The sequence below is a fragment of the Salinicoccus sp. HZC-1 genome (assembly GCF_046736035.1).
In the GTDB taxonomy this organism is placed as follows: Bacteria; Bacillota; Bacilli; order Staphylococcales; family Salinicoccaceae; genus Salinicoccus.
In genome coordinates, this window is the sequence record NZ_CP177130.1 from 1,166,695 (window position 1) to 1,188,325 (window position 21,631).

The window sequence follows — 21,631 nt, forward strand, 5'->3', positions numbered from 1 at the left end:
TATAATCATTTTAGTGGGGTGTTAATATTGAAAATTTTACATACAGCGGACTGGCACATTGGAAGGCGTCTGAACGGTACTGATTTACTTGAAGACCAGATGCATGTGCTGGACCAGATGATTGATTATATAAAGGAAGAAGAAATAGAACTGTGCGTGATTGCAGGAGATGTTTTCGACAGGAGCAATCCGTCACAATCCGCCTTAAAACTGGTTAACGAATATCTTTACAGGATAAATATTGAGCTTGGTGTACCGGTGCTTGCAATCAGCGGAAACCATGACAGCAGATCGAGACTGGATTATGGGAGTTACTGGTTCGAAAAAAGCAATTATCACATGCGTACGTCCATAGAAGATATTTTAAAGCCGGTGGTTATCGATGACCATCATTTTTACATGATTCCATATATGGATGTCCTTGAAGCGAAAGTCCACTACCAGGACGATACGATAGTGACCCATCATGATGTATACAGAAAAATCACGGAAGATATCAGAGAAGTCATGGATAGTGAAGCCTGCAATGTTCTGGTCGGGCATATGTTCATGTCCAGGGCACAAGCAAGTGAATCGGAACGGCCGCTTTCCATCGGCTTGTCCGAAGAAGTCGGAACGGATCTGTTCAATGACTTTGATCTGGTGCTGCTGGGGCATCTGCACCATCCGTTTGCCATCCAGCATGACAATATTTTCTACAGCGGGTCTTTATTGAAATACTCATTCTCCGAGGTTGCCCAGCCCAAGGGGTTCCGGGTGGTTGAAACAGGAGAGCAGCATAAATGCCGGTTTGTTCCTACAAAGTGCAAATGTGACCTTGTGCATTACAAAGGCAGTTTCGAGGATGTTATTAATGAACAGATCCATTTTGAAGATTACAATGCATATTTCAAATTCGAGCTCACGGGCCTGGCAACCATCAAAGACCCAATGGCAAAACTCAAAATGATATACCCGAATACTTTGGAACTCAGACCGGTTATTGAAGAGAAGGAAAAAAGCCGGGCTTCGGTAGATATCAATAAATCCAATGATGATGAGATCTTTGATGCATTTATCAAGCAGGTGCACGGCGGAGAACTCACAGAATATCAGAACGCTTTATTCAACAAATTATTCAAAGGTGATGCAGATGAAACCGATTAGACTGGATATGAATTATTTCGGTCCGTTCGAGCGTGAGTCGATCGATTTTAATTCCATAAAAAACAGCATGTTCCTGATCAGCGGGAAAACAGGTTCCGGCAAGACGATGATTTTTGACGCCATCACTTATGCACTGTACGGTACACTGTCCACATCCGATAGAATGGAAGGATCGGTCCGCAGCCAGTTCGCAACAGAGGCCGATATCAGCAGCGTAAGGCTGAATTTCGAAATCAGGGGAAGACAATATACCGTTGAACGGACACTGAGCTATCAGAAGGAAGGCAGGAAGACACCGGTCCCCCCGAAAGCCGTCATATATGATGAAGACGGCGGGGTGCTCGAAGGCAGTATAAACGGTGTGAAAAACAAAGTGCTGGAAATCATCAAGCTGGACGCTGATCAGTTCAGACAGATCCTCATACTGCCGCAGGGGGAATTCAAACGGCTGCTCGTTTCCTCAAGTGAAAGCAAGCAGGAAATCCTCCGGACTTTATTCAGAACAGAACGGTTTGTCCATTTCGAAATACGGCTGAATGAACTGAAGAAAGAAAAACTGAAAGATGTGGAGCTCGTCGAAAGCAGGATAGAAGAACTCTTCAACACTTTAAGTGCAAACGGGGATTCTGAAATTGAAGCACTGATTAATGAAGAGTATCCGACTTTCAATAAACGCATTGAAACGATCGATGAGATTCAGGACAGGCTCAATGCGAGGAAGAAAGAACTGAATGATGAGCTGGAAAAACAAAAGAAAGAAGCAAGACAGCTTTCTGAAGCAATCCAGGCAAAAGAAAGGCATAATCAGCAAGTTGAAAGACTTGCCCAGACTAAAAATGACCTGGATCTTCATGAAGGTAGCGAACCGGAAATATTAAAGCGCGAAGAAAATATAAAAAAATACAAGCAGATAAGATCCATCGAGTATGAGCTCCGTTCAGAACAGGAGCTGATTAATCAGAAGGACTCTTTGAATGCCCGCATTACCGGCCTGAAACAGAACTATAAAAATATTGAAGCGGAAGGTGCGGAACTGCAGAAAGCACTCGATAAGCTCGACGAATATAAAGAAAAATACAGGAAAAATCAGAAATGGCTCAGTGCCACAGAACGATTTATCGAAGATTCGAGATATGCTGATCTGCATAACACCCTTGCTTCAAAAGAAGCGGGAAAAAAGAATCTGGATTTGGAAATCGATACACTGGCGTCAAGGTTGGAAGAAATCAAAAAAGAGGATTGCAGTATTGAGTGGAACCATGAAGCGGGTGAGAAGCTGCGAAACCAAAAATCTGCAGCTGAAGCTGAATGCAATAAAATCCGGGAACTGATGGACAAAGAAAATAAAAATATCGAGTATGATGAGAAGAAAAATGCTCATCAGAACGAAAAAGATGATTTGAACAAAAGGATAGCAAATATAGATGAAACAGTGCGTCAAAAACGCGCATCCATCAGCAGCAGATATTCTTCTGAGGATAAAGTCCATATCGAGCATCTGGTTGCGCATCTAGCAGAAGGGGATGCATGTCCGGTATGTCAGCAGACGGTGGCGACTCTGCCGGGATCCCAGGAATATCTGACAGAGGAAGATGAAGCGGCGTTCAAAAATCTCGAGGCGGAAAAGCAGAAACTGCAGGATAGACTGAACGAAACAGAACGCAATCTCGGCATTATAGACGGTATACTCGAATCCATGGAACGGCATGATTTGAATGACCTTGAAAAAATGCTCAAAGCTGCAGAGGAGCAGCGGACAGAAATCAACCGGCAGATAGAAGACAGTAACTCGAGATACAGTAAAAAGAAACAGTTTGAAGAACAGATGAAGGAATTGGAAAGCAGCATTAATGAGAAGAAACTGCAATCCAGCACTCTTTCCAATTCGGTTGAACAGCTGAAAGCACTTAAAGCCGATTTTGAAACACAGACCGAATTTAAAAATCAGGCGGATTTCAGGAGAGAATTCCATACGAGACGGGATAAGGTTAAACGTTATGAGAAGCAGCAGCAGGACAGGGAACAGCAAAAGCAGCATCATGCCGAGCAAAAATCCCGTCTGGAAGAGAATATGAAATCCAGTGAAATGCAGCTTGAAAATATAGAGTCTCAGCTATCCGGAGTGACACCGGTGATCGATCAGTTTATAAAAGACAATGGCTCAAAAGACCGGCATGCTCTTTTAGCCGTTATTAAAAATACGGATATCGAGGGCGACGAGCAGCAGGTTAAAAATTATTATACGCAAAAAGATATTTTAAAGAGCCGCATTACCGACTTGGAAGCGGTGCTTGAATCTGCAGAAGCGGCGCCGGTTGAAGACGAAAAAGAAAAACTTGCGCAAATGGAATCAGAGGTTGACCGGAAGACAAACGACAAAGCCCGGCTGGAAGCGCAGGTGCAGCATAATGAAAACATTAAGGAAAAAATCACTGATTTCACTTCCAAATATGAATCAGAGCTGGATGAAATCAATGAACTGGTAGAGCTCGTCAATGCTGTATCGGGTAAAAATGAACAGAAGGTATCACTGGAACGGTTTGTACTGACTTATTATTTAGACCGGATATTATACATCGCCAATCTCAGGCTGCTTGAGATGACCAACCATCGTTACGAGTTGAGGCGCAGCACAGGCAGAAGCAACCGTAAGACGGGCCTTGATATAGAAGTATTCGATTTTTATAATAACCATGCCAGACATATTTCCTCCCTTTCCGGAGGGGAAACGTTCCAGGCTTCATTGACACTCGCTCTGGCACTGAACGAAGCGCTGCAGCAGGAGTCGGGCGGCATCAGTCTGGACACGATGCTGATAGATGAAGGATTCGGCACACTGGATCCTGAAACCCTGGATATGGCGATCAGTACGCTGATAGAACTGCAGACAAGCGGCAAGATGGTCGGCATCATCTCACACGTCGAAGAATTGAAGGAAAGAATGGAAAACATATTGGAAGTCAAAGCGGTGAATGAACGCAGTACCGCAGACTTCAGATGAATCGGAGGCAGCTGAATGAATCAGGCTGTCTTCTTCCATTAGTAGGGGCAAACATGTCACTGAAACGTTTTTTGTGTGCCACAGAGTTTTCACAAAAAGGTATTTTTTGTGCTTGTCCGTGATTTTTTCTTTGATATAGTTAGGTTAGGATAATTTCGGAGGTATGTTGGATGAGGAAGCTTTTATTTACTGCTGTTATATTTTCTATGATTTTGTCTGCATGTAATTCCTCCGGCGTTGAGGTAATGTCGCGGTACGGTAATGAAATAAATGATTTCGAAGTTACCGATGAAAACGGCGAGACATTTACCCGCGAGGATATGGAAGGTAAAGTATGGATCCTTGATTTCATTTTTACAAATTGTGCGACAGTGTGTCCGCCGATGACAGCCAACATGACGCAGGTGGTCAATGAGCTGGAAGCCCAGGGCATTGAGGATTACGGTGTGCTCAGTTTCACTGTCGATCCTGAGACGGATACCCCTGAAGTGTTGAAAGAATACTTATCACATTATAATGTGCCGGAAGGTGTGGAATGGAAGCTCCTTAATGGCTATGATTATGATTTCATCAGAAACTTTGCAGAGAAAAACTTTAAAACGATTGTTGCACCGCCGCCAAAAGGAAGCAATCAGGTGACCCATGGCATCAGTTTTTATTTAATTGACCAGAATGGGAAAATTCTCAAGGATTACCCTGGTGTCGATACGGGGGATTCAGAATTCCCGCTCGATGAAATTGTTTCAGATGTTAAAACGGTCGTTGAAGACGGGCCGCAATAATCATTAAAACAGAACCTCCGGGTTCTGTTTTTTTGTTCTTAAATTTGATGCTCGATGACATCACCATTTCCTGAAAGGAGGATTTAATTGAGAATGGTTATCATCTGTTGTATATTAGTAAATAGATATATATTGAAAATAATATGATTGGGAGACTGTGTGAAGATGAAAATATATTGGACCAAAATCAGCGATATTATTGAAGAATCACCGGATACGAAAACTTACCTGATAGATTGCCCTGAGGAATATACCTGGGAGGAGGGTGCACATATCCATCTTGGACTGGAAGGTTTCAATGCGGGTGATAAACCAGATAAAAGCCTTGTACGGCACATGTCCATTTCTACGCTGCCGGATGAAGATAAGATCGGCATAACTACCCGCATCAGGGAACAGCGTTCTGATTTCAAACATCGACTCGATGAATTAACGGCAGGCAGCCCGGTCGCTATATTTAAGACGCATTCGAATGTGCCGCTCAAAAGAGAAGATAAGCCTGTTTATTTACTCTCCTCAGGCGTCGGCATAGCGACTTTCAGACCGCTGGTCCTGGATTATTTAAGTAATCCGGATAAAATTGAAAAAATCCATTCTTTAAATATCGATTCAACAAAAAATTATTTGTTCAAAGATATATTTGAAACCCTCCCTGAAAAAGGACTGACGTCACAATTCGTGGATAACCGTAAGCATTACTATGAAGAAGTTCAAAAACTTGCACAGGATGAAGAGGGCCTGTTCTATGTTGTGGGCAGTGATGCATTCCTGCTTGAGAACCTCGCTGTTTTGCGTGGACAGGGCGTTTCGCCGGAACAGATCATGCTGGACAAACATGAACACCGGAAACAGGAATTCTTCTTATAGAACATACTGGAAACCGGAAGACGAATATCCTTAATGGATAAGCGTCTTTTTTACAGCCATCTATTTTCATAATTATGTCCCGATGTTTGATAAAATAGTGTAGATTAAACTTATTGGAGGCATACAGATGAAACATAAAAAGGTAATACTGGATTGTGATCCGGGACATGATGATGCGATTGCCATCATTATCGCAGCTTCAAAAAGAAGCCATTTAAATATTTTGGGAATTACGACGGTTGCCGGTAATGTTTCAGTGGAAAAGAATACCGTCAATGCGTTAAAAATTTGCGAACTGCTGGACTTGGATGTGCCGGTTTACAAAGGCTCACAACGGCCGATGGTAAAACGGAGTGAGATTGCCCCTGAAATACACGGAGAGACAGGGATGGACGGCCCGGCACTGCCTGAACCCATGAAAACACATGAAGATCAGCATGCGGTGGATTTCATTATAGAGACTGTAAAATCTTCCAAAGGAAAAGTGACGCTTGTGCCGACAGGACCGCTTACAAATATCGCCATGGCTTTAGTCAAAGCGCCTGAGATAAAAAACAACATAGAAGAGATCGTCCTCATGGGCGGCGGGACTTTCGGGAACTGGACGCCGGCAGCAGAATTCAATATATACGTGGATGCAGAATCCGCCAAAGTAGTGTTTGAGAGTGGTGTTCCGGTAACAATGTTCGGTTTGGATGTGACCCATCAGGTGATTGCGGATCAAAGAATACAGGAGAGATATGCAAAAATCGATAATGGAATAGCTGATTTCGTTTCAGAACTCCTTGTCTTCTTTGGAGAAGCCTATAGAGATCACTTCGGTTTTGAAGGCGGTCCGATCCATGATGCATGTACGGCGATGTATCTGCTTAAACCCGATTTGTTCGAATTTAAGAATGTTCATGTGGATATTGAAACCAAAGGTGAATTTACTTACGGCATGACTGCAGTGGATCTGCTCGGCGTAACCGGCAGCCAGCCAAACACTAAATTTGCAGAGTCCGTAAACCGGGAAGAATTCTGGAATATATTCGAGGATATTTTAATTTCTTACAATAAGGAGCAGTAATATGAGAAAACCAAAAATTACAGTCATAGGCAGTATAAATATGGACCTTGTGACGGTGGCGGATAAGATGCCTGCCCAGGGCGAAACCATTTCAGGAGCGCACTTTGAAACCCTGCCCGGCGGTAAAGGCGCCAATCAGGCCATTGCAGCCGCAAGACTCGGCGCGGATGTAAACTTTATCGGCAAAGTGGGGAATGATGCATTCGGAGAACTGTTACTTAAAAACTTTAAAGAACAGGACGTATCGACAGACTGCATTTTAAAAGAAAACGATGTTTCATCAGGTCTTGCCAATATTATTGTATCGGATAAGGACAACAGAATCATCATCATTGCCGGTGCAAATGGGAAGATGAATGCCCGATACATAGATGGATTCAAAGAAGAGATTGCTTCCAGTGACTATGTATTGATCCAATTTGAAATTCCTAAACCCACCATTGAACATATTGTGGATCTCTGTCACGAATTGGGTGTACCAGTCATTATCAATCCGGCACCGGCAATGCAGCTGGATGATAAGTATTGGGATAAGGCAGCATACATTACACCGAATGAGCATGAAGCCGGGAGACTGTTTTACAGCACCGAAAAAACGTTGCCTGGATTCCATCAGAAATTAATTATTACAAATGGATCAAAAGGAGCGTACTACTTTAATGATGGCAGGATGATCACTGTACCGGTGCAAAAAACAGAGGTCGTCGATACGACAGGCGCAGGGGATACTTTCAACGGTGCACTGGCCGTTGCCCTGTCTTCCGGAGGAGATATAGAATCAGCAATCTCTTTTGCGAATAAAGCGGCATCATTATCGGTCCGGAAACTGGGTGCACAGAGTGGCATGCCTGACAGGGAGGAGATGGAAAATGAATGATAAAGTGCTGAAAGATACACCTGTTATACTGGGATTGTTATGCTCGGTGATATTGAGCATAATTGCGATAGTATTTGCGGTAAATCATATGAGTATATGGGTATTTTTCGTTGTCGTATCAATGATGGTCCTATTTTTCAGTATAAACAGAGCAAGCAAATTATGAAATTTATGGACATGTTATTTTAGTTAAATTGAAATCATTCTATTAATTATAAACCAGAATGATATATTCCATGTGTTAACCGGTATTGGCAATCATCCGCAGAATATCCGTTTTCTAAGTGCTATACTGGATTTTAATTCAAAAATAGTTGTATTTTAAGCCACTAGACAAGTATAAGAGAAGAGCTGCTGCTATGGATACATATATGAACGAACAGAAAGTGAAAAAGACCTGGATTATAGTACTGTTGGGGATGCTGACTGCCATCGGACCATTATCGATGGATATGTATTTGCCCGCACTGCCTATTGTAGCGGCTGATCTGAATACATCTGCATCGCTCGCACAGCTGAGTCTTACAGCATGTCTGATCGGTCTGGCGGTGGGCCAGCTCATATTCGGTCCTTTAAGTGATATCAAAGGAAGGAAAAGACCGCTTTTATATACACTGGCAATCTATGCCGTCGTTTCGGCGTTATGTGCTTTCAGTACCCACATATGGGTGTTTATCGCCTTGCGATTCATCCAGGGGTTTACCGGCGCTGCGGGGATTGTGATTGCACGGGCGGCAGCACGGGATCTTTATGCGGGCAAGGATCTGACGAAAGCTTTCGCACTGCTGGCATTGGTAAATGGGGCTGCGCCGATCCTGGCTCCGATTACAGGCGGATTCATACTGAACTTCGGCTCATGGCCGGTCGTGTTCTTCCTTATCGCATTGATTGGGCTGGTCCTTCTTTTGTCAGTCGTATTCATGCTCGATGAAACACTGTCGGAAGAAGGCAGGTCGGAAGGCTCAGTGCTCGCAGTGGTAAAGACATTCGGTGAGCTTTTTAAAGATAAAACATTCATGGGTATCGCGTTTGCCCAGGCACTGATCATGTCCGGCATGTTTGCGTATATTGCTGGATCACCATTCGTACTCCAAAACATCTACGAAGTGACGCCCCAGCAATTCTCACTCATCTTTGCGGTGAACGGAATCGGTATTATTCTGGCTGCCCAAATTGCCGGCAGACTTTCAGCCACTATTGATGAAGTGAAGATTCTGCTTATCGGTGTAGTTATGTCCCTGATCGGAAGCATACTGCTCGGTATCGTTATAATATTTGAATTATCGCTGATTCCAATCCTCATCGCGCTTTTGCTGGTTGTTTCCAGTGTCGGGATGGTATCGACGACATCGTTTTCACTCGGATTGAAAACCCGTGCCAAATCGGCAGGCAGTGCTTCGGCATTTCTGGGACTGTTGCCGTTTATCGGGGGCGGGCTTGTTTCCCCGGTAGTGGGCATTGCCGGAGACCGGGCAGCCTGGCCGCTTGGCGTGGTTATTCTGATCTGCAGTGTTTCATCACTCATCATCTTTATGACATTGGTATGGAAGAGCCGGGTGAGAGCAATCGAATAGGAATGATTTGAGGAGCAGATTCCAGGAATCTGTTCTTTTTGTTATAGAAAGTCTCTATATGTAATTGAGCAATATTTTATGATTGTTTGTCTTGCCGGCTGTCCTCCAGAGTGATATATTTACTGTTATATATAAAGCATAGTCTTTAAGTAGGGATTATGCATCAGATGGAGGAAGAAAATGAAAAGAATTTATGGCCTGGTTATTTTGTTAATGGTGCTGGTGTTGACTGCATGCAGTAACAGTGATGCGAGTGAAACAGGTGACACTGTCATTACAGTCGCTACAACCCCTGACGGATACCCGCAAAATTATATGGAAGACGGTGAGTTGAAAGGATTCAGCGTCGATGTTTATAAAGCTATCTTTGATGAAATCGGTTATGAAATAGAATGGCTCACGACGGACTGGGCGGGAGCAGTGGCTTCGTTTGAAACAGGAAAAGCGGATACGCTGCTTAACTTTGCAGTCACACCGGAGAGAGCTGAGAAATATAATTATACGGAAACATACTATTACTCAAGAGCCGGACTCGGCGTTGCCGAAGATAACGGTGATATAAATTCCCTGGAAGATGTCAAAGGTAAAAAAGTGGGTAATGTCATGGGGTCGAACTATGGTGAAGTTTTAAAAGAGCAGGACCCCGCGGGCACGATAGAAATTGTGAGTTATGAAGGTGCTGACGTCATTCATCAGGATGTTATAAACGGCAATGTGGATGCTTATGTAACAGGCAGGGAAATTCTTCTTGCACAGGTCAAGGATAAGGGCATTCCATTAAAAGTGGTTGAAGAATCATTCGGAGAAAAAGAGGTGGCATTGCCTTTTGCCAAAACTGAAGAAAATGCGGCATTAATTGAAGAGATCAACAGTACAATCACGAAATTCAGGGAAGATGGCACACTGTCTGAGATTTCCAATGAGTGGTTTGGTGAGGATGTTACAGTAAGCCAGCAAAAATAAAATCCATTTCAAAAGGAGTTTTAAATAGTGGGCAGAGTTGAAGGGAAAGTGGTGATTGTAACGGGTGGTACCGGCGGCATGGGAGAATCCCACGTTAAAAAGCTGATCCATGAAGGCGCGAAGGTTGTTTTTACCGATTTAGATAAGGAAGCGGGAAAGGCCCTGCAGGAAAAAATGGGAGAACGCTCTTTATTCATTCAGCAGGATGTAACCGATTCTGATTCCTGGAATAAAGTGATTGCCGAAGCCGAGCATCACTTTGGTCCTGTAGGTGTTCTGGTAAACAATGCAGGAATCAATTACAGTGCGGCTATTGAGGTCTTTCCTGAAGAGGAATATGATCGTGTGATCGAAGTGAACCAGAAGGCGATCTTCTTAGGGATGAGGGCAGTGGTGTCCTCCATGAAAAAAGCAGGCGGTGGTTCGATCATTAATATTTCCTCGATCGGCGGCATCCGGGGAAGACTTGAGAGCATCGCCTACAGTGCGTCCAAATTCGCAGTAACCGGCATGACGAAGGTTGCCGCTCTGGAATTGGGGAAATATCAAATCAGGGCGAATTCCATTCATCCCAGCCTGGTGAACACCGGGATGTTCTCTGAAAGTTCAGGGGGAAACGCGGTCGCATCCGACAGACCTTTGGGCAGGGTGCTGACCAAAGAAGAAGTATCGAATCTCGTACTTCACCTGGCGTCGGATGAATCAAGTTATACGACAGGTGCTGAGTGTGTGATTGACGGCGGATTAACCGCAAGATGAAGGAGAGGAACGCAAATGGTAATCGATTTTAAAATGAAACCGCCCATCCCCGGTTGGGAAGATATGTTTGCAGCGGGGAAGACTCCCGTAAAGGAGAAGTTTAAAGCGTTGAAGGATGTGGAGCCGACGAAAGCCCGGACGCTGGATGATGTTCTTGCAGAAATGGACGGGCAGGGCATCACCCATTCGGTAATTTTAGGCAGAAACAACGAACTGAACAGCTCGAACGCAGAGTTGCTGGAGTTTTTAACGAGCCAAAAAGGGGAACGGTTCTTTGGGTTTATCGGGATTGAAGATATGACTGTGGAAGAGGCGGTTGAAACCATCCATAAGTATGCAGCGACCGGTAAATTTCACGGTGTGGCTGCAAATCCTGCCAAGATCAGGCCGTTGACGGGTATCGGTGACCCGAGTCTGGATCCGATATTTGAAGCATGCCTGGAACATGATCTGCCGTTTTGTATGACACTGAGCCTGCTGATCTCATTAATAAGCGAAAAACCGGATTATGATTATATCCATCCGAAACAGCTGATCCGGATTGCGGATAAATATCCGGAGCTGAAACTGATCATCTCGCATGCTGCCTGGCCGTTCGTCCAGGAATCCATTGCTGTGGCGATCCATTATCCCAATATCTACCTGTGTCCGGATTTCTACATCTCATTCCCGGGCGGCGGTCAATATGCGGAAGCGGCTAAAGCGGGGCTCGAGGACCAGCTGCTGTATGCCAGCTGCTATCCGAATGTCCCATATGACTATGCAATGGCGCACTACAATAAACATGATCTACCTGAAGATATATTTGAAAAAGTGATGAGCGGGAATGCGAAAAAATTATTAGGATTGGAATAGGAACAGCGCAGATTTTCTGCACTGTTTTTTTCTTCAGGCATAAAAATTGATAGGAAAAGCATTGCTTGATAAAATAATTACTAATCTGGATAATGATTATCCGGTTTATTTTTTTGAATAATGAGAAGCGGTGAAAGATATGCAAATGAAAACAGGTGTTGAACAGTCGGTATATGCTGTCCTTCTATTGAATATGCTGCCGGAGAAAGCCGTACTGCACAGTGAAGTGATCAGCGAACAGATTGGTGCATCGCCGACTTATTTCCAAAAGCTTCTGAGGAAACTGGTCAGTGCTGACCTGATCGCTTCCGTCCCCGGCGTAAAGGGCGGTTTCAAACTTAAAAAGGATTCGGAAGATATCCGCGTATATGATATATATGTTGCAATAGAAGGGCAGCAAACGCTTTACAGCCCAAGCGGCATATTGGATGATATGCTGGAACTTGAAAAAGAAGACCGCTGCTGTGTGCTTGGTGATTTGATGAACGAAGCGGAGGATTCGTGGAAATCGGTATTGAAGCGGGAAACCATTGCTTCTTTATCCGAACAGGTGGAATCGAAACGCTTTGTAAACCATATTACCGATTTACAAAAATGGGTGGAAGAGAACATGGTGATCTAATGAATATGGAATCAGGTGAAAGAATTGAATCAATTTGAATCACATAATGGGTTTAAAAGAACTTTCAAGGAGAACAAGATGACTTTGGGGTTGAATTTCCCATTGGAAGCCTATAAAGGCAGTTTCCCCGAAATGAATCTGGAAGATCAGATGAGATTGGCCAGGCAGGCTGAAGATTATGGGTTTGCATCACTGTTTGTAAGAGATGCGCCTTTATATGATCCTGACTTCGGTGATGTAGGCGGGTTGTATGATCCATTTATGTTTTTGACTTACGTCGCCGCCCATACTGCAGAGATTGCCCTTGGCACAGGGAGCATCGTCACGACACTTAGACATCCCATTCATACGGCGAAGTCGGCAGCGACTCTGGAAAGTATATCCGGACAGCGGTTTTTATTCGGCGCGGCCAGTGGAGACCGGCCCATCGAATTTCCTGCATTCAGAACAGATGCTGATGATAAGGGAGAACTTTTCAGGGAATCCATTAAAGTAATGAAGCAACTGTGGAGAGAAGAATTTCCAGAAATCCAGACCGCCAGAGTGAATTTGACGCATGGCGACGTAGTGCCAAAACCGGAGTTATCGAACATACCGGTTTTCGGTACAGGCTACAGCGGTCAAAGTATGGAATGGCTGGCTGAAAATACGGATGGCTGGTTGTTCTACCCGCAGAATTTAAAAGGGCAGAAAGAGCTGATTCAAAAATGGCGGCGGGCGACCGGGGCTTTCAAACCGTTTGCACAGCCTTTGGTTGTCGACTTGTCAGAGCGGGCAGGGGAAGCGCCAAAGCCGAGACAGATTGGTTTCAGAGCAGGAAGGAACTTCCTGATAGACTACCTCAATGCATATCAGGAAGCGGGTGTAAATCACATGATGATCGGACTGAAAGAAAGCAGCCGCCCGGCAGAAGAAGTGATTCAGGAGCTGGGAGAATATGTAGTGCCGAAATTCCCGGCAATCAGCAAACCGAAATTTACGTTTTTCAATAATTGAAGAAATGAGGATAGAAGATGATAGCAGGATTGGACAGAATTAATGAACTCGCCAATAAGCAGAAGGCAACAGGGTTAACAGATGAAGAAAGAACAGAACAGAAACAGCTGAGGGAAGACTATTTAAGGCAGATCAGAGGGCAGGTGCTCGATTCCTTCTCTGGCCTTACAGTGGTCGATCCGATGGGAAATGACGTCACACCGGAAAAGTTGAAAAGAGAGCAGGAATTAACTAAATCACTCGAATTTTAAATAGAGAAAAGGATGTTTTCAATGAGATTAAGTGTACTGGATCAGGCACCCGTAACAAAAGGAAATAATGCAGCAGATGCTTTGCTAAAATCAGAAGAGCTGGCAATATTGGCAGATGAATTGGGTTATCACCGCATGTGGATGGCAGAACACCACGGCATGAAATCACATGTCAGTTCAGCACCTGAAATAACAGCAGCACGACTGGCGGCAAAAACAGAAAACATCCGCATCGGGACAGGCGGCGTGATGATGATGCATTATTCACCGCTCAAGCTCGCTGAAGTATTCAAGACACTCAGTGCATTTTCACCGGGAAGAATCGACTTTGGTGTCGGCCGGGCACCCGGCGGAGACGGCGGCGCTGTATATGCCTTATCAGAAGGCCGTCGTCCAATGATGGATAACATGTATGAAAAATACGGTATAGCAATGCAGCTCATCAATGATGAAGTCCCGGAAGGCAAACTCCACGGCTCAACAATCGCAGCACCTACAGACATTACACTGCCTGAAGCATGGATGCTCGGATCAAGCGGTAACAGCGCCATCCAGACAGCAAAAATGGGCGTGGGTTACTCATTCGCACAATTCTTCAATGGAGAGCTGAGCAAAGAAATACTGGATGCATACAAAGATAACTTCCAGCCTTCGGCATTCATGGAGAAACCTGAAATCAATGTGTGTTATATGGTCACAGTAGCAGAGACAAAGGAAGAAGCGGAGTACGAAGCCCTGCCGCAGGATATCGCAGGATTGTGGCTCTCGCAGGGTAAAATCGGCCAGAACCTGACTCCGGAAGAAGCTCAAAATTACTCATTAACAGAAATGGATAAAATGAGAATACAGCAGCGCCGCCCGCTCCATATTGTCGGATCGGCAAAAGAAGTCGCAGACAAATTGAGAGAAGAGCAGGAAAGGTACGGTTTCGATGAAGCGATGATCTGCAGCATCCCGCATTCACAGGAAGCTAGATTGAATGTGTATAAGCTGCTTGCGAAAGAATTGTTTTAATTGAATAGAGATGTTATTTGAAGCGGTACAGATTATTTCCTGTGCTGCTTTTTTCATTATATAATGTTTTGAAATCTGATATATTAAATGGCGAGGTGAAAATGATGAAAATATATTTGGGGAGTCCGTTTTTTAATCAGGAACAACTACATAGAGTGAAAAAAGTGGAAAAAGCTTTGGAGGAAAATAAGACAGTCACTGAAGTGTTTTCTCCGAGACTTCAGCAGGTGAATCATCTGGAACATGGTTCGGACGAATGGAGAGAAGCGGTTTATACCAACGATATCAAACACGTCGAGTGGTGTGAGGCGATAGTGGCTGTGCATGACTACGAGGATAAGCATGTCGATCCGGGAACAGCATTTGAAATAGGATACGCCAAGGCGAAAGAGAAGTTTGTTGTGCTGTATCAGGAAAAGGACCCGGAACATGAAGCGCCGGTAAACCTCATGCTGTCAGACTCACTGGATGTATATTTGCAGGATCTTGAAGATCTGAAGAATTATGATTTCAATGAAAAGAAGAAAATAAGATTTGAAAAGTATTTCTTCGATGAAGTGGCTGAAGAAAAGTGATGGACTCACAGACACTTGAAAGGTGCGCAACTGAATTTCTTAAGAAACATTTTGATATGCCGCTCGGTATCCCCATTCGGATTTCCAAACGCATGAAATCAAGGCTCGGTGCATTTCAGATTAAATATAGGGGCAATGAAGTTGTAAAATGTGAAATAGTGATGTCCTCGGAATTCCTATATCAGAACACGGAGGAAACAATCCTGGACGTCCTATATCATGAATGCGTCCATTATGCACTCTATGCCGAAGGATTGCCATACAGGGATTCAGATGCAGAATTCATAACAACATTGGATCGACTTGGGATTTCAAGGACACGGACCTATGTCTACAAAGGACGGAGTCACCTTTATGAATGCAGACGATGCAGATATCAGTTCAGCAAAAATATCAAAGGCTATGAAAAACGGTATATATGCGGCAGATGCAGAGGAAAGTTCAAATACGTAGGAAAAATGACACTTGGAAATTGATTCTTCGTAGCAGAAAAAGGCAGAATCGTTTTTGAATACGGTACTGTCCTTTTTATCATTAAGTTATAAACTATTGCTTTATTTTGATAAGATTAAACCTATGCGGGGAGGGATGAAAATTCCATTCCATATATTCGAAAGGGGAAGAGAAGATGAAGCATCTGTTGACCATACTCATGGTTTTCACAGCAGTCCTGGCATTCGGAGACAATGCTCAGGCGAATGAAATCAGCAATTTGGAAATGGATATACATATCAACGAGGACGGCTCTGTGAGTGTGACCGAGACGCGTAAAGCGGATATGACAGAAGGCACTGAAAATTATATGACTTTTAACGAAGAGGATATGGGTGAGGTCGAAGTCACGGATTTTTCCGTCGAGGGGTATACCGAGCAGACGGACTGGAATCCGGACGGGGAAATTGAAGAAAAAGCTGGAAAATACGGGGTCATCGAGACCGGTGACGGTACCGAGCTCGTGTGGGGCATCGGCGAGTATGGAGAGCAGACATATGTTGTCAACTACACGCTTGAAAATGTCGTCAGGAATCTCGAGGACGGCCAGTCATTGTACTGGAACTTCGATACTTTCAGCGGTCTTCCGACAGAAAATTTCAGCATGAATGTGACATCGGAGGTGCCGCTTGGTGAAGACATGCGGTTCTGGGGATTTGGCTTCGAGGGCAACATCAACCGTTCGGGTGACGAAATTACATGGAACGCAGAGGAAACACTGACGGAATCAAATGACGCCGTGCTGCTGATGCATTTCGCAGAAGGAACCTTTATTACAAGTGTGACGGATGACGGTACACTCGAGTCGGAGGCTGAAGCGGCGAAGGACGGCTCCATATATGATGACGGAAGTATGAGCGGATGGGTCATTGGTTCACTCATTGGAGGCATTGCTGCCATTGGTCTTGCACTGACCTTCATCGTTAAGAGATTTACCTCAAGGATGTCAAAAGCCGGTCATATCGATTCAGCTGCCGCCATCAAACGAAGGAATAAAGGTCACGTAGCCGCCATGCCTCCGGAGATCGATGATTATGCAGCCATCGTATTTGTCTTGAAGCATCTTCACATGGGAGGTTTCGAGGAAATATTCCAGTCATACTTGATGAAGTGGACGGACGAAGGAGATATTACTATTGAAATCGACAGTAAGCCGGGGAAGAAGCTCGATAAAGGTACGACTGAAATCTTCATCCATGATTATCAGGCGATGGCTGAAGATGGTTCATATACCTTTAAAGAATTCAGTGATCAATTGAAGGATATGGAGCTCGAAGAAGCCGGTTATGAACCGCTTCTATGGCGGATGCTTCTTGAAGCGGCGGATGATGACGGCCATATCAATGAAGAAAGACTTACAAAATGGTCGAAGAAAAATGCTAAAGCGGTAAGTAAGGTCGCAGACAAGATAGAGAAGTACTCCGCAGCCCGGCTGCAAGATGACGGTTATCTCAAATATGATACCGAGAAGATATTCGGTATTACGGTACCGCTCATGATACCGACCGAAAAAGGAGAAAAGCTGCTCGATCATCTCGTGCAGTATAAGAATTACCTGGAAGAGGATTACAGCCGGATCCATGAAAATGACGATTACAGGCATCATATGATCTGGAGCGTACTCGTCGGTGAAGGAGAGGAGGTCAAAAAACATTTGTCAAAAGTGACCCCGGATGACAGAAGTGAAGGATATCCGGCATATATGCATTACTATTACGGGCCGCATTTGGCAAGTCAGAGCTGGTCGAAAGGACTCGGACAGGGCGGCTTTAACTCATCCGCGGCCTCCGGCACCGGAGGTGCAACCGGCGCTGGCGGCGGTGCCGGTGCAGGCGGTGGTGGCGGTGGTGGTGCTAGATAAAGCATCACCTCACAAATGGAATATATAAAGGTATATGGACTACGCTCCGGGAGACTATAATAACTAGTTCCGGAGCTTTCTTATTTACTGAATTAGGGTTGTTAGTCTATATCTCTTTAAAGTTGGGTTAAGGAAGACAAGAAGAAATGAAAAAATATTGGATTTTATGACATGTGTTAATTAGTAATTTATAGGCCATTATCCGGATTATTAATTCTTCTATACACTTCATTACTAAAAAATTAAAAGTATTTTTGTTAAAAATTATTTTAATAATAGTAATTTTGATAAAAGCAGTACAGATATCTAATATTTGTACTGTTTTTTTATGCAGTTTTTAAATTAATAGGAAAGTAATATACAAGTATAGTATTGCTGTGTTTTTACAACAATTTTATATAGAGATAATATGAATTCGAAATGATTAGGAGGGGACAGAATGTTAGCAACAATTATAATTGGCGGGATAATTGCGTCATTTCTCTATGCTGTGACTTCTATGAAAAGTATCGATTTCATACATAGAAGAAGTCAATGCGATTCATGTAATGAAAACCTTAAATGGTATCATCTGATACCGGTTATAAGCTATATATTCCTTAAAGGGAAATGCTCCCATTGTAAAACCAAAATCGATCTCAGCTATCCTTTGTGTGAACTACTTGTAATTATCCTTTTTGTCATCCCATTATTTTTAGGTTTAGGATTAGCCGACTATACTTTATATTATTTGATTGTTGCACTTTTAATTCCAGTTTCATTCTATGATTTTAATACACTCACCATTCCGAATCATATGAATCTACTATTTTTATTTACAGGTCTCTATTTAACAGATTTACATTATATTGAACCGATAAGAGATATATTTATCGTTCTCATCTTACATCTTATTTATATACTTTTCTCAGAATCAGTTGGATACGGGGATATAAAGCTTTTCACAGTACTTACGCTGATTACTCCAATTAACTTCTTTATCTATACGATTCTACTGACCTATATCATAGGTGGACTTTTTGTTATATTCATCAATTTATATAAAGAGAATATAAATAATAAAATACCACTAGTGCCTTTCATAGCGAATGCTACAGTTTTATGTTTTTTCTTATATGAAGATTTCAACTTAATATATTACGGAGGGTTCTTGTGACAATGATGATTAAAGAAATGCATACATCCGATAAGCCGAGAGAAAGGCTGATGACCTATGGAGCAGACAAGCTTACCAATCAGGAACTATTGGCGATAATAATAAATACAGGCAGCAGAGATGAGTCCAGTATTACAATTGCAAATAGAATTATTAAGGATATGAAATCGATCCGTGAGCTTAGAAATTTAACATATCAGGAACTCATACAACTAAAGGGAATTGGAGATGCAAAAGCAATAACTATTCTGGCAGTTATAGAAATAGCGATAAGAATGCATACTCATTCTCTTGAAGAGGATGTATATATCAAAAGCCCTGACGATGTTTGCGATTTACTTATGGAGAAACTCAGATACTACCAGCAGGAACATTTTGTAGTTCTGTTTTTATCGACAAAGAATATGATTATTCATCAGGAAACAATGTTTAAAGGATCTTTAAACAGTTCGATTGTTCATCCAAGAGAAATCTATAAAGAGGCAGTTAAAAGAAGTGCTGCTGCAATTATATGTGTACATAACCATCCAAGTGGTGATCCCTCTCCATCGAGAGAAGATATTGAAGTAACTAAAAGACTGCATGAATGCGGTGAGCTCATCGGTGTGGATTTCCTGGACCACATTATAATAGGTTCAGGAAAGTATGTGAGTTTGAAAGAAATGAATTATATAAAATAAGGGGGAAGAACAATGGGTTTGGATATGTATATTTATCTTGAAGATAAAGAAACTGATGAAATTATCGAGTATAGCTACTATAGAAAGTTCAATGCTTTACAGGGATACTTTGTAAAAGAATATGAGATCGAAAACTGTGGAAAAGTAAAGTTGACTTATGAAACGATCAGCGAAATATACTTGAAGCTGAATGAAATCAGACATAATCCTGAGAAAGCGCATCTTTTAATGCCTACTTTCCCCGGACCATTTTTCGGTTCTTATCATTACGATCAGATTTATCATGCTTATGTCCACCAGGCAGCGAGTGATTTTTATCATGCGAAGTTCATAGACTTCAGCAAGTATGATTTGTATTTTACTTCTGACTGGTAGCATATTTAATTATTGACCCTCAGGACTATGACCAGACAGATGTCGATGATTAGGTAAGACATGAGGATAATGAAAAGATCTATTTCCTGATCAAAACTAAAATGAACGAGTATTACTTTACTAATTTGGCGGTAATTCATGTCGATGATGAGAAGGCGGCTTCTTCCAAACGTACATTTGAAAGACTTATATAAAGCCTTGCTCTTTATCTCAGAACAATCCTATGAAAATAGAATTATCAGTAGACATGCTGAACAAAGCCTGGGCAAAGCTGTACAGATTCTCCAGAATTCCCGTTTAGGAGAGGAGAACACGGCCGATCAATATAAAGCATTAACAGAATCCAGCTTTGATTGGTATAAAAACACTTACGAACAGTATCAAAGGCAGGATTACGGTGAGATATTCGAAAGGTATATTAACAACTGGAGACTGAAAGAGGCACCGGAATTTTCCGGTGCCTCTTTGGGTTCAATTGGACGGCTGGCTGAAAGGGGCAGTAATACATAAATTATGGACTGTCTGGTAGGTTTTTAATCACATTACAATCACATTGAACTTATGGCCATCAGGATCAGTGAATAAGCACCCGTAATAGCCTCTGATAGTGGCTGGTCCTTCCAATAACTGTCCGCCATTCAGCGCGATTTTCTTGCAAAGCTCATCCACTTCTTCATCCGTATCCAGATTGAAGGAAACTAATAGCTCATTGCCGGTTTTAGTATCAGTGAGTTCACCGCCGATAAATGATCGTAGAACTTCATCCTTAAACAGAAGTATCGGCTGGTCATTGACCATGATCTGTGCAATTGTATCATCTTCACCGGCGTTGACTTCTAGCCCGATATTCTCGAAGAAATCCATAGATTTTCTTATGTCTTCTACAGGGATGTTCAACCAATATGATTTCATATCTTCACCTCCCGTATAGCGCACTGTCAAATTTAAGCTCAGAATCATCATAGATTTTGCTGAAAATAATATTAATTTGTTATTGTAATAAGTAACTTTTACTTTATTATAGCTAAAATAGTATATGAATAAAAGGGTGCACTTATATTTTTAGTACGCAATACCGACCCGTGATTTTATATAGGAGTCATCATCTATCTGGCTGTATGCAAATTCTGCCGTATCCTGCACAGAGATTTTGCTGCCGCCTTCAGGCAGGAAATTTCGTTCCACACGGTAGTCACCCGTTTTTTCACCATCCGGCAAGTAAGTGGGGCAGACGATCGTCCAGTCGAGTGATGAATCCTTGAGCAAATCATAGACTTTGTGATGCTCTTCTGCGGCACGGGTTGCCCTGCGTTTTGATTCATTTGACTGATATCGGAGTATATCCGGTGTGGTTCTGCTTTGCAGAATTCCCGCTGTTCCAATAGTAATGATACGTTTTACACCTTTGTCTTCCATTACATTGATGATTAATGGGATGCTTTCGGAAAGTGTGGTTGAGCCGTCAGTATTTAAAGCACTGATTACCAGATCCATTCCGCGCATCGCATCTTCTATATCTCTCTTATTCAAAACATTTCCCTGAATGACAGTTAAATTGTCATTATCCAATTGGATTTTCTCCGGGGTCCGGACGAGCGTGGTAACGTGATGATCATCTTGCAGTGCATGTTTGACGACTTCACTGCCGACGCGTCCGGTGGCACCTAATATTAATATGTTCATGAATGACACTCCTTTTTCAATTACTGTTATTGT

22 protein-coding genes and 1 pseudogene are annotated in these 21,631 nt (G+C 42.9%); 21 read left to right on the top strand and 2 right to left on the bottom strand.

Annotated elements, in window-relative coordinates; translation table 11 throughout:
- Positions 1 to 18 precede the first annotated feature (18 nt).
- The 21 genes and pseudogenes from ACKRAT_RS05800 to ACKRAT_RS05900 all read left to right on the top strand — a co-directional run.
- The gene (locus ACKRAT_RS05800; protein WP_411844152.1) at positions 19 to 1,146 is read left to right on the top strand and encodes an exonuclease SbcCD subunit D; all 1,128 of its coding nucleotides are present in this window, start codon (positions 19 to 21) and stop codon (positions 1,144 to 1,146) included.
- A complete protein-coding gene (locus ACKRAT_RS05805) occupies positions 1,133 to 4,147 on the top strand; it encodes an SbcC/MukB-like Walker B domain-containing protein (protein ID WP_411844153.1) in 3,015 nt (1,004 codons plus the stop codon). Before ACKRAT_RS05800 ends, ACKRAT_RS05805 begins: the two co-directional genes overlap by 14 nt.
- Before the next feature lie 245 nt (positions 4,148 to 4,392).
- The gene (locus tag ACKRAT_RS05810; RefSeq protein WP_411844154.1) at positions 4,393 to 4,929 is read left to right on the top strand and encodes an SCO family protein; all 537 of its coding nucleotides are present in this window, start codon (positions 4,393 to 4,395) and stop codon (positions 4,927 to 4,929) included.
- Between the two features lie 165 nt (positions 4,930 to 5,094).
- Complete coding sequence (locus tag ACKRAT_RS05815; protein WP_411844155.1) at positions 5,095 to 5,796, top strand: dihydropteridine reductase; 702 nt, start codon at positions 5,095 to 5,097, stop codon at positions 5,794 to 5,796.
- 127 nt (positions 5,797 to 5,923) lie between these two features.
- Entirely contained in the window at positions 5,924 to 6,865 is a 942-nt protein-coding gene (locus tag ACKRAT_RS05820) for a nucleoside hydrolase (RefSeq protein ID WP_411844156.1), read from the top strand.
- A gap of 1 nt (position 6,866) precedes the next feature.
- On the top strand, positions 6,867 to 7,742 hold the full coding sequence (rbsK, locus tag ACKRAT_RS05825) for a ribokinase (RefSeq protein ID WP_411844157.1): 876 nt from the start codon (positions 6,867 to 6,869) through the stop codon (positions 7,740 to 7,742).
- 359 nt (positions 7,743 to 8,101) lie between these two features.
- Positions 8,102 to 9,316 (top strand): multidrug effflux MFS transporter, encoded by a 1,215-nt coding sequence (locus tag ACKRAT_RS05830; protein WP_411844158.1) that lies wholly within the window; start codon positions 8,102 to 8,104, stop codon positions 9,314 to 9,316.
- Positions 9,317 to 9,496: 180 nt separating this feature from the next.
- On the top strand, positions 9,497 to 10,279 hold the full coding sequence (locus tag ACKRAT_RS05835) for a transporter substrate-binding domain-containing protein (protein WP_411844159.1): 783 nt from the start codon (positions 9,497 to 9,499) through the stop codon (positions 10,277 to 10,279).
- A 27-nt stretch (positions 10,280 to 10,306) separates the two neighbouring features.
- A complete protein-coding gene (locus ACKRAT_RS05840; protein ID WP_411844160.1) occupies positions 10,307 to 11,038 on the top strand; it encodes a glucose 1-dehydrogenase in 732 nt (243 codons plus the stop codon).
- Between the two features lie 15 nt (positions 11,039 to 11,053).
- The gene (locus ACKRAT_RS05845; protein ID WP_411844161.1) at positions 11,054 to 11,893 is read left to right on the top strand and encodes an amidohydrolase family protein; all 840 of its coding nucleotides are present in this window, start codon (positions 11,054 to 11,056) and stop codon (positions 11,891 to 11,893) included.
- Positions 11,894 to 12,032: 139 nt separating this feature from the next.
- The gene (locus ACKRAT_RS05850) at positions 12,033 to 12,515 is read left to right on the top strand and encodes an RrF2 family transcriptional regulator (protein ID WP_411844162.1); all 483 of its coding nucleotides are present in this window, start codon (positions 12,033 to 12,035) and stop codon (positions 12,513 to 12,515) included.
- Between the two features lie 24 nt (positions 12,516 to 12,539).
- Positions 12,540 to 13,511 carry an LLM class oxidoreductase gene (locus tag ACKRAT_RS05855; protein WP_411844163.1) on the top strand — a complete coding sequence of 324 codons (972 nt, stop codon included), beginning with the start codon at positions 12,540 to 12,542 and terminating at the stop codon, positions 13,509 to 13,511.
- Positions 13,512 to 13,528: 17 nt separating this feature from the next.
- Entirely contained in the window at positions 13,529 to 13,762 is a 234-nt protein-coding gene (locus tag ACKRAT_RS05860) for a DUF896 domain-containing protein (RefSeq protein WP_411844164.1), read from the top strand.
- Between the two features lie 21 nt (positions 13,763 to 13,783).
- Positions 13,784 to 14,776: an LLM class flavin-dependent oxidoreductase gene (locus ACKRAT_RS05865; RefSeq protein WP_411844165.1), complete on the top strand. Its 993-nt coding sequence runs from the start codon at positions 13,784 to 13,786 to the stop codon at positions 14,774 to 14,776.
- Positions 14,777 to 14,877: 101 nt separating this feature from the next.
- Complete coding sequence (locus ACKRAT_RS05870; protein WP_411844166.1) at positions 14,878 to 15,351, top strand: nucleoside 2-deoxyribosyltransferase; 474 nt, start codon at positions 14,878 to 14,880, stop codon at positions 15,349 to 15,351.
- A complete protein-coding gene (locus ACKRAT_RS05875; protein WP_411844167.1) occupies positions 15,351 to 15,827 on the top strand; it encodes a SprT-like domain-containing protein in 477 nt (158 codons plus the stop codon). The genes ACKRAT_RS05870 and ACKRAT_RS05875 overlap by 1 nt, the downstream gene beginning before the upstream one ends.
- A 152-nt stretch (positions 15,828 to 15,979) precedes the next feature.
- Positions 15,980 to 17,704, top strand: coding sequence for a DUF2207 domain-containing protein (locus ACKRAT_RS05880; RefSeq protein ID WP_411844168.1), 1,725 nt, complete (start codon positions 15,980 to 15,982; stop codon positions 17,702 to 17,704).
- A 439-nt stretch (positions 17,705 to 18,143) separates the two neighbouring features.
- The gene (locus ACKRAT_RS05885; RefSeq protein WP_411844169.1) at positions 18,144 to 18,860 is read left to right on the top strand and encodes a prepilin peptidase; all 717 of its coding nucleotides are present in this window, start codon (positions 18,144 to 18,146) and stop codon (positions 18,858 to 18,860) included.
- A gap of 2 nt (positions 18,861 to 18,862) precedes the next feature.
- A complete protein-coding gene (gene radC / locus ACKRAT_RS05890) occupies positions 18,863 to 19,540 on the top strand; it encodes a RadC family protein (RefSeq protein WP_411844422.1) in 678 nt (225 codons plus the stop codon).
- Between the two features lie 12 nt (positions 19,541 to 19,552).
- The gene (locus ACKRAT_RS05895) at positions 19,553 to 19,915 is read left to right on the top strand and encodes a hypothetical protein (RefSeq protein ID WP_411844170.1); all 363 of its coding nucleotides are present in this window, start codon (positions 19,553 to 19,555) and stop codon (positions 19,913 to 19,915) included.
- A pseudogene (locus ACKRAT_RS05900) lies at positions 19,909 to 20,341 on the top strand (YvbH-like oligomerization domain-containing protein); the annotation flags it as partial. The gene ACKRAT_RS05895 and the pseudogene ACKRAT_RS05900, both read left to right, overlap by 7 nt.
- Before the next feature lie 111 nt (positions 20,342 to 20,452).
- Here ACKRAT_RS05900 and ACKRAT_RS05905 read toward each other — a convergent pair.
- Positions 20,453 to 20,827 (bottom strand): VOC family protein, encoded by a 375-nt coding sequence (locus ACKRAT_RS05905; protein ID WP_411844171.1) that lies wholly within the window; start codon positions 20,825 to 20,827, stop codon positions 20,453 to 20,455.
- A 150-nt stretch (positions 20,828 to 20,977) separates the two neighbouring features.
- Positions 20,978 to 21,598 carry an NAD(P)-dependent oxidoreductase gene (locus ACKRAT_RS05910; RefSeq protein WP_411844172.1) on the bottom strand — a complete coding sequence of 207 codons (621 nt, stop codon included), beginning with the start codon at positions 21,596 to 21,598 and terminating at the stop codon, positions 20,978 to 20,980.
- Between the last annotated feature and the right edge of the window lie 33 nt (positions 21,599 to 21,631).

Coding starts and splice junctions, on each gene's coding strand:
- ACKRAT_RS05895 (WP_411844170.1), top strand. CDS start 19,553: ATGGGTTTGGATATGTATATTTATCTTGAAGATAAAGAAACTGATGAA.
- ACKRAT_RS05810 (WP_411844154.1), top strand. CDS start 4,393: ATGTCGCGGTACGGTAATGAAATAAATGATTTCGAAGTTACCGATGAA.
- ACKRAT_RS05860 (WP_411844164.1), top strand. CDS start 13,529: ATGATAGCAGGATTGGACAGAATTAATGAACTCGCCAATAAGCAGAAG.
- ACKRAT_RS05820 (WP_411844156.1), top strand. CDS start 5,924: ATGAAACATAAAAAGGTAATACTGGATTGTGATCCGGGACATGATGAT.
- ACKRAT_RS05880 (WP_411844168.1), top strand. CDS start 15,980: ATGAAGCATCTGTTGACCATACTCATGGTTTTCACAGCAGTCCTGGCA.
- ACKRAT_RS05835 (WP_411844159.1), top strand. CDS start 9,497: ATGAAAAGAATTTATGGCCTGGTTATTTTGTTAATGGTGCTGGTGTTG.
- rbsK (WP_411844157.1), top strand. CDS start 6,867: ATGAGAAAACCAAAAATTACAGTCATAGGCAGTATAAATATGGACCTT.
- ACKRAT_RS05875 (WP_411844167.1), top strand. CDS start 15,351: ATGGACTCACAGACACTTGAAAGGTGCGCAACTGAATTTCTTAAGAAA.
- ACKRAT_RS05905 (WP_411844171.1), bottom strand. CDS start 20,827: ATGAAATCATATTGGTTGAACATCCCTGTAGAAGACATAAGAAAATCT.
- ACKRAT_RS05805 (WP_411844153.1), top strand. CDS start 1,133: ATGAAACCGATTAGACTGGATATGAATTATTTCGGTCCGTTCGAGCGT.
- ACKRAT_RS05870 (WP_411844166.1), top strand. CDS start 14,878: ATGATGAAAATATATTTGGGGAGTCCGTTTTTTAATCAGGAACAACTA.
- ACKRAT_RS05845 (WP_411844161.1), top strand. CDS start 11,054: ATGGTAATCGATTTTAAAATGAAACCGCCCATCCCCGGTTGGGAAGAT.
- ACKRAT_RS05850 (WP_411844162.1), top strand. CDS start 12,033: ATGCAAATGAAAACAGGTGTTGAACAGTCGGTATATGCTGTCCTTCTA.
- ACKRAT_RS05885 (WP_411844169.1), top strand. CDS start 18,144: ATGTTAGCAACAATTATAATTGGCGGGATAATTGCGTCATTTCTCTAT.
- radC (WP_411844422.1), top strand. CDS start 18,863: ATGATGATTAAAGAAATGCATACATCCGATAAGCCGAGAGAAAGGCTG.
- ACKRAT_RS05830 (WP_411844158.1), top strand. CDS start 8,102: ATGGATACATATATGAACGAACAGAAAGTGAAAAAGACCTGGATTATA.
- ACKRAT_RS05815 (WP_411844155.1), top strand. CDS start 5,095: ATGAAAATATATTGGACCAAAATCAGCGATATTATTGAAGAATCACCG.
- ACKRAT_RS05865 (WP_411844165.1), top strand. CDS start 13,784: ATGAGATTAAGTGTACTGGATCAGGCACCCGTAACAAAAGGAAATAAT.
- ACKRAT_RS05910 (WP_411844172.1), bottom strand. CDS start 21,598: ATGAACATATTAATATTAGGTGCCACCGGACGCGTCGGCAGTGAAGTC.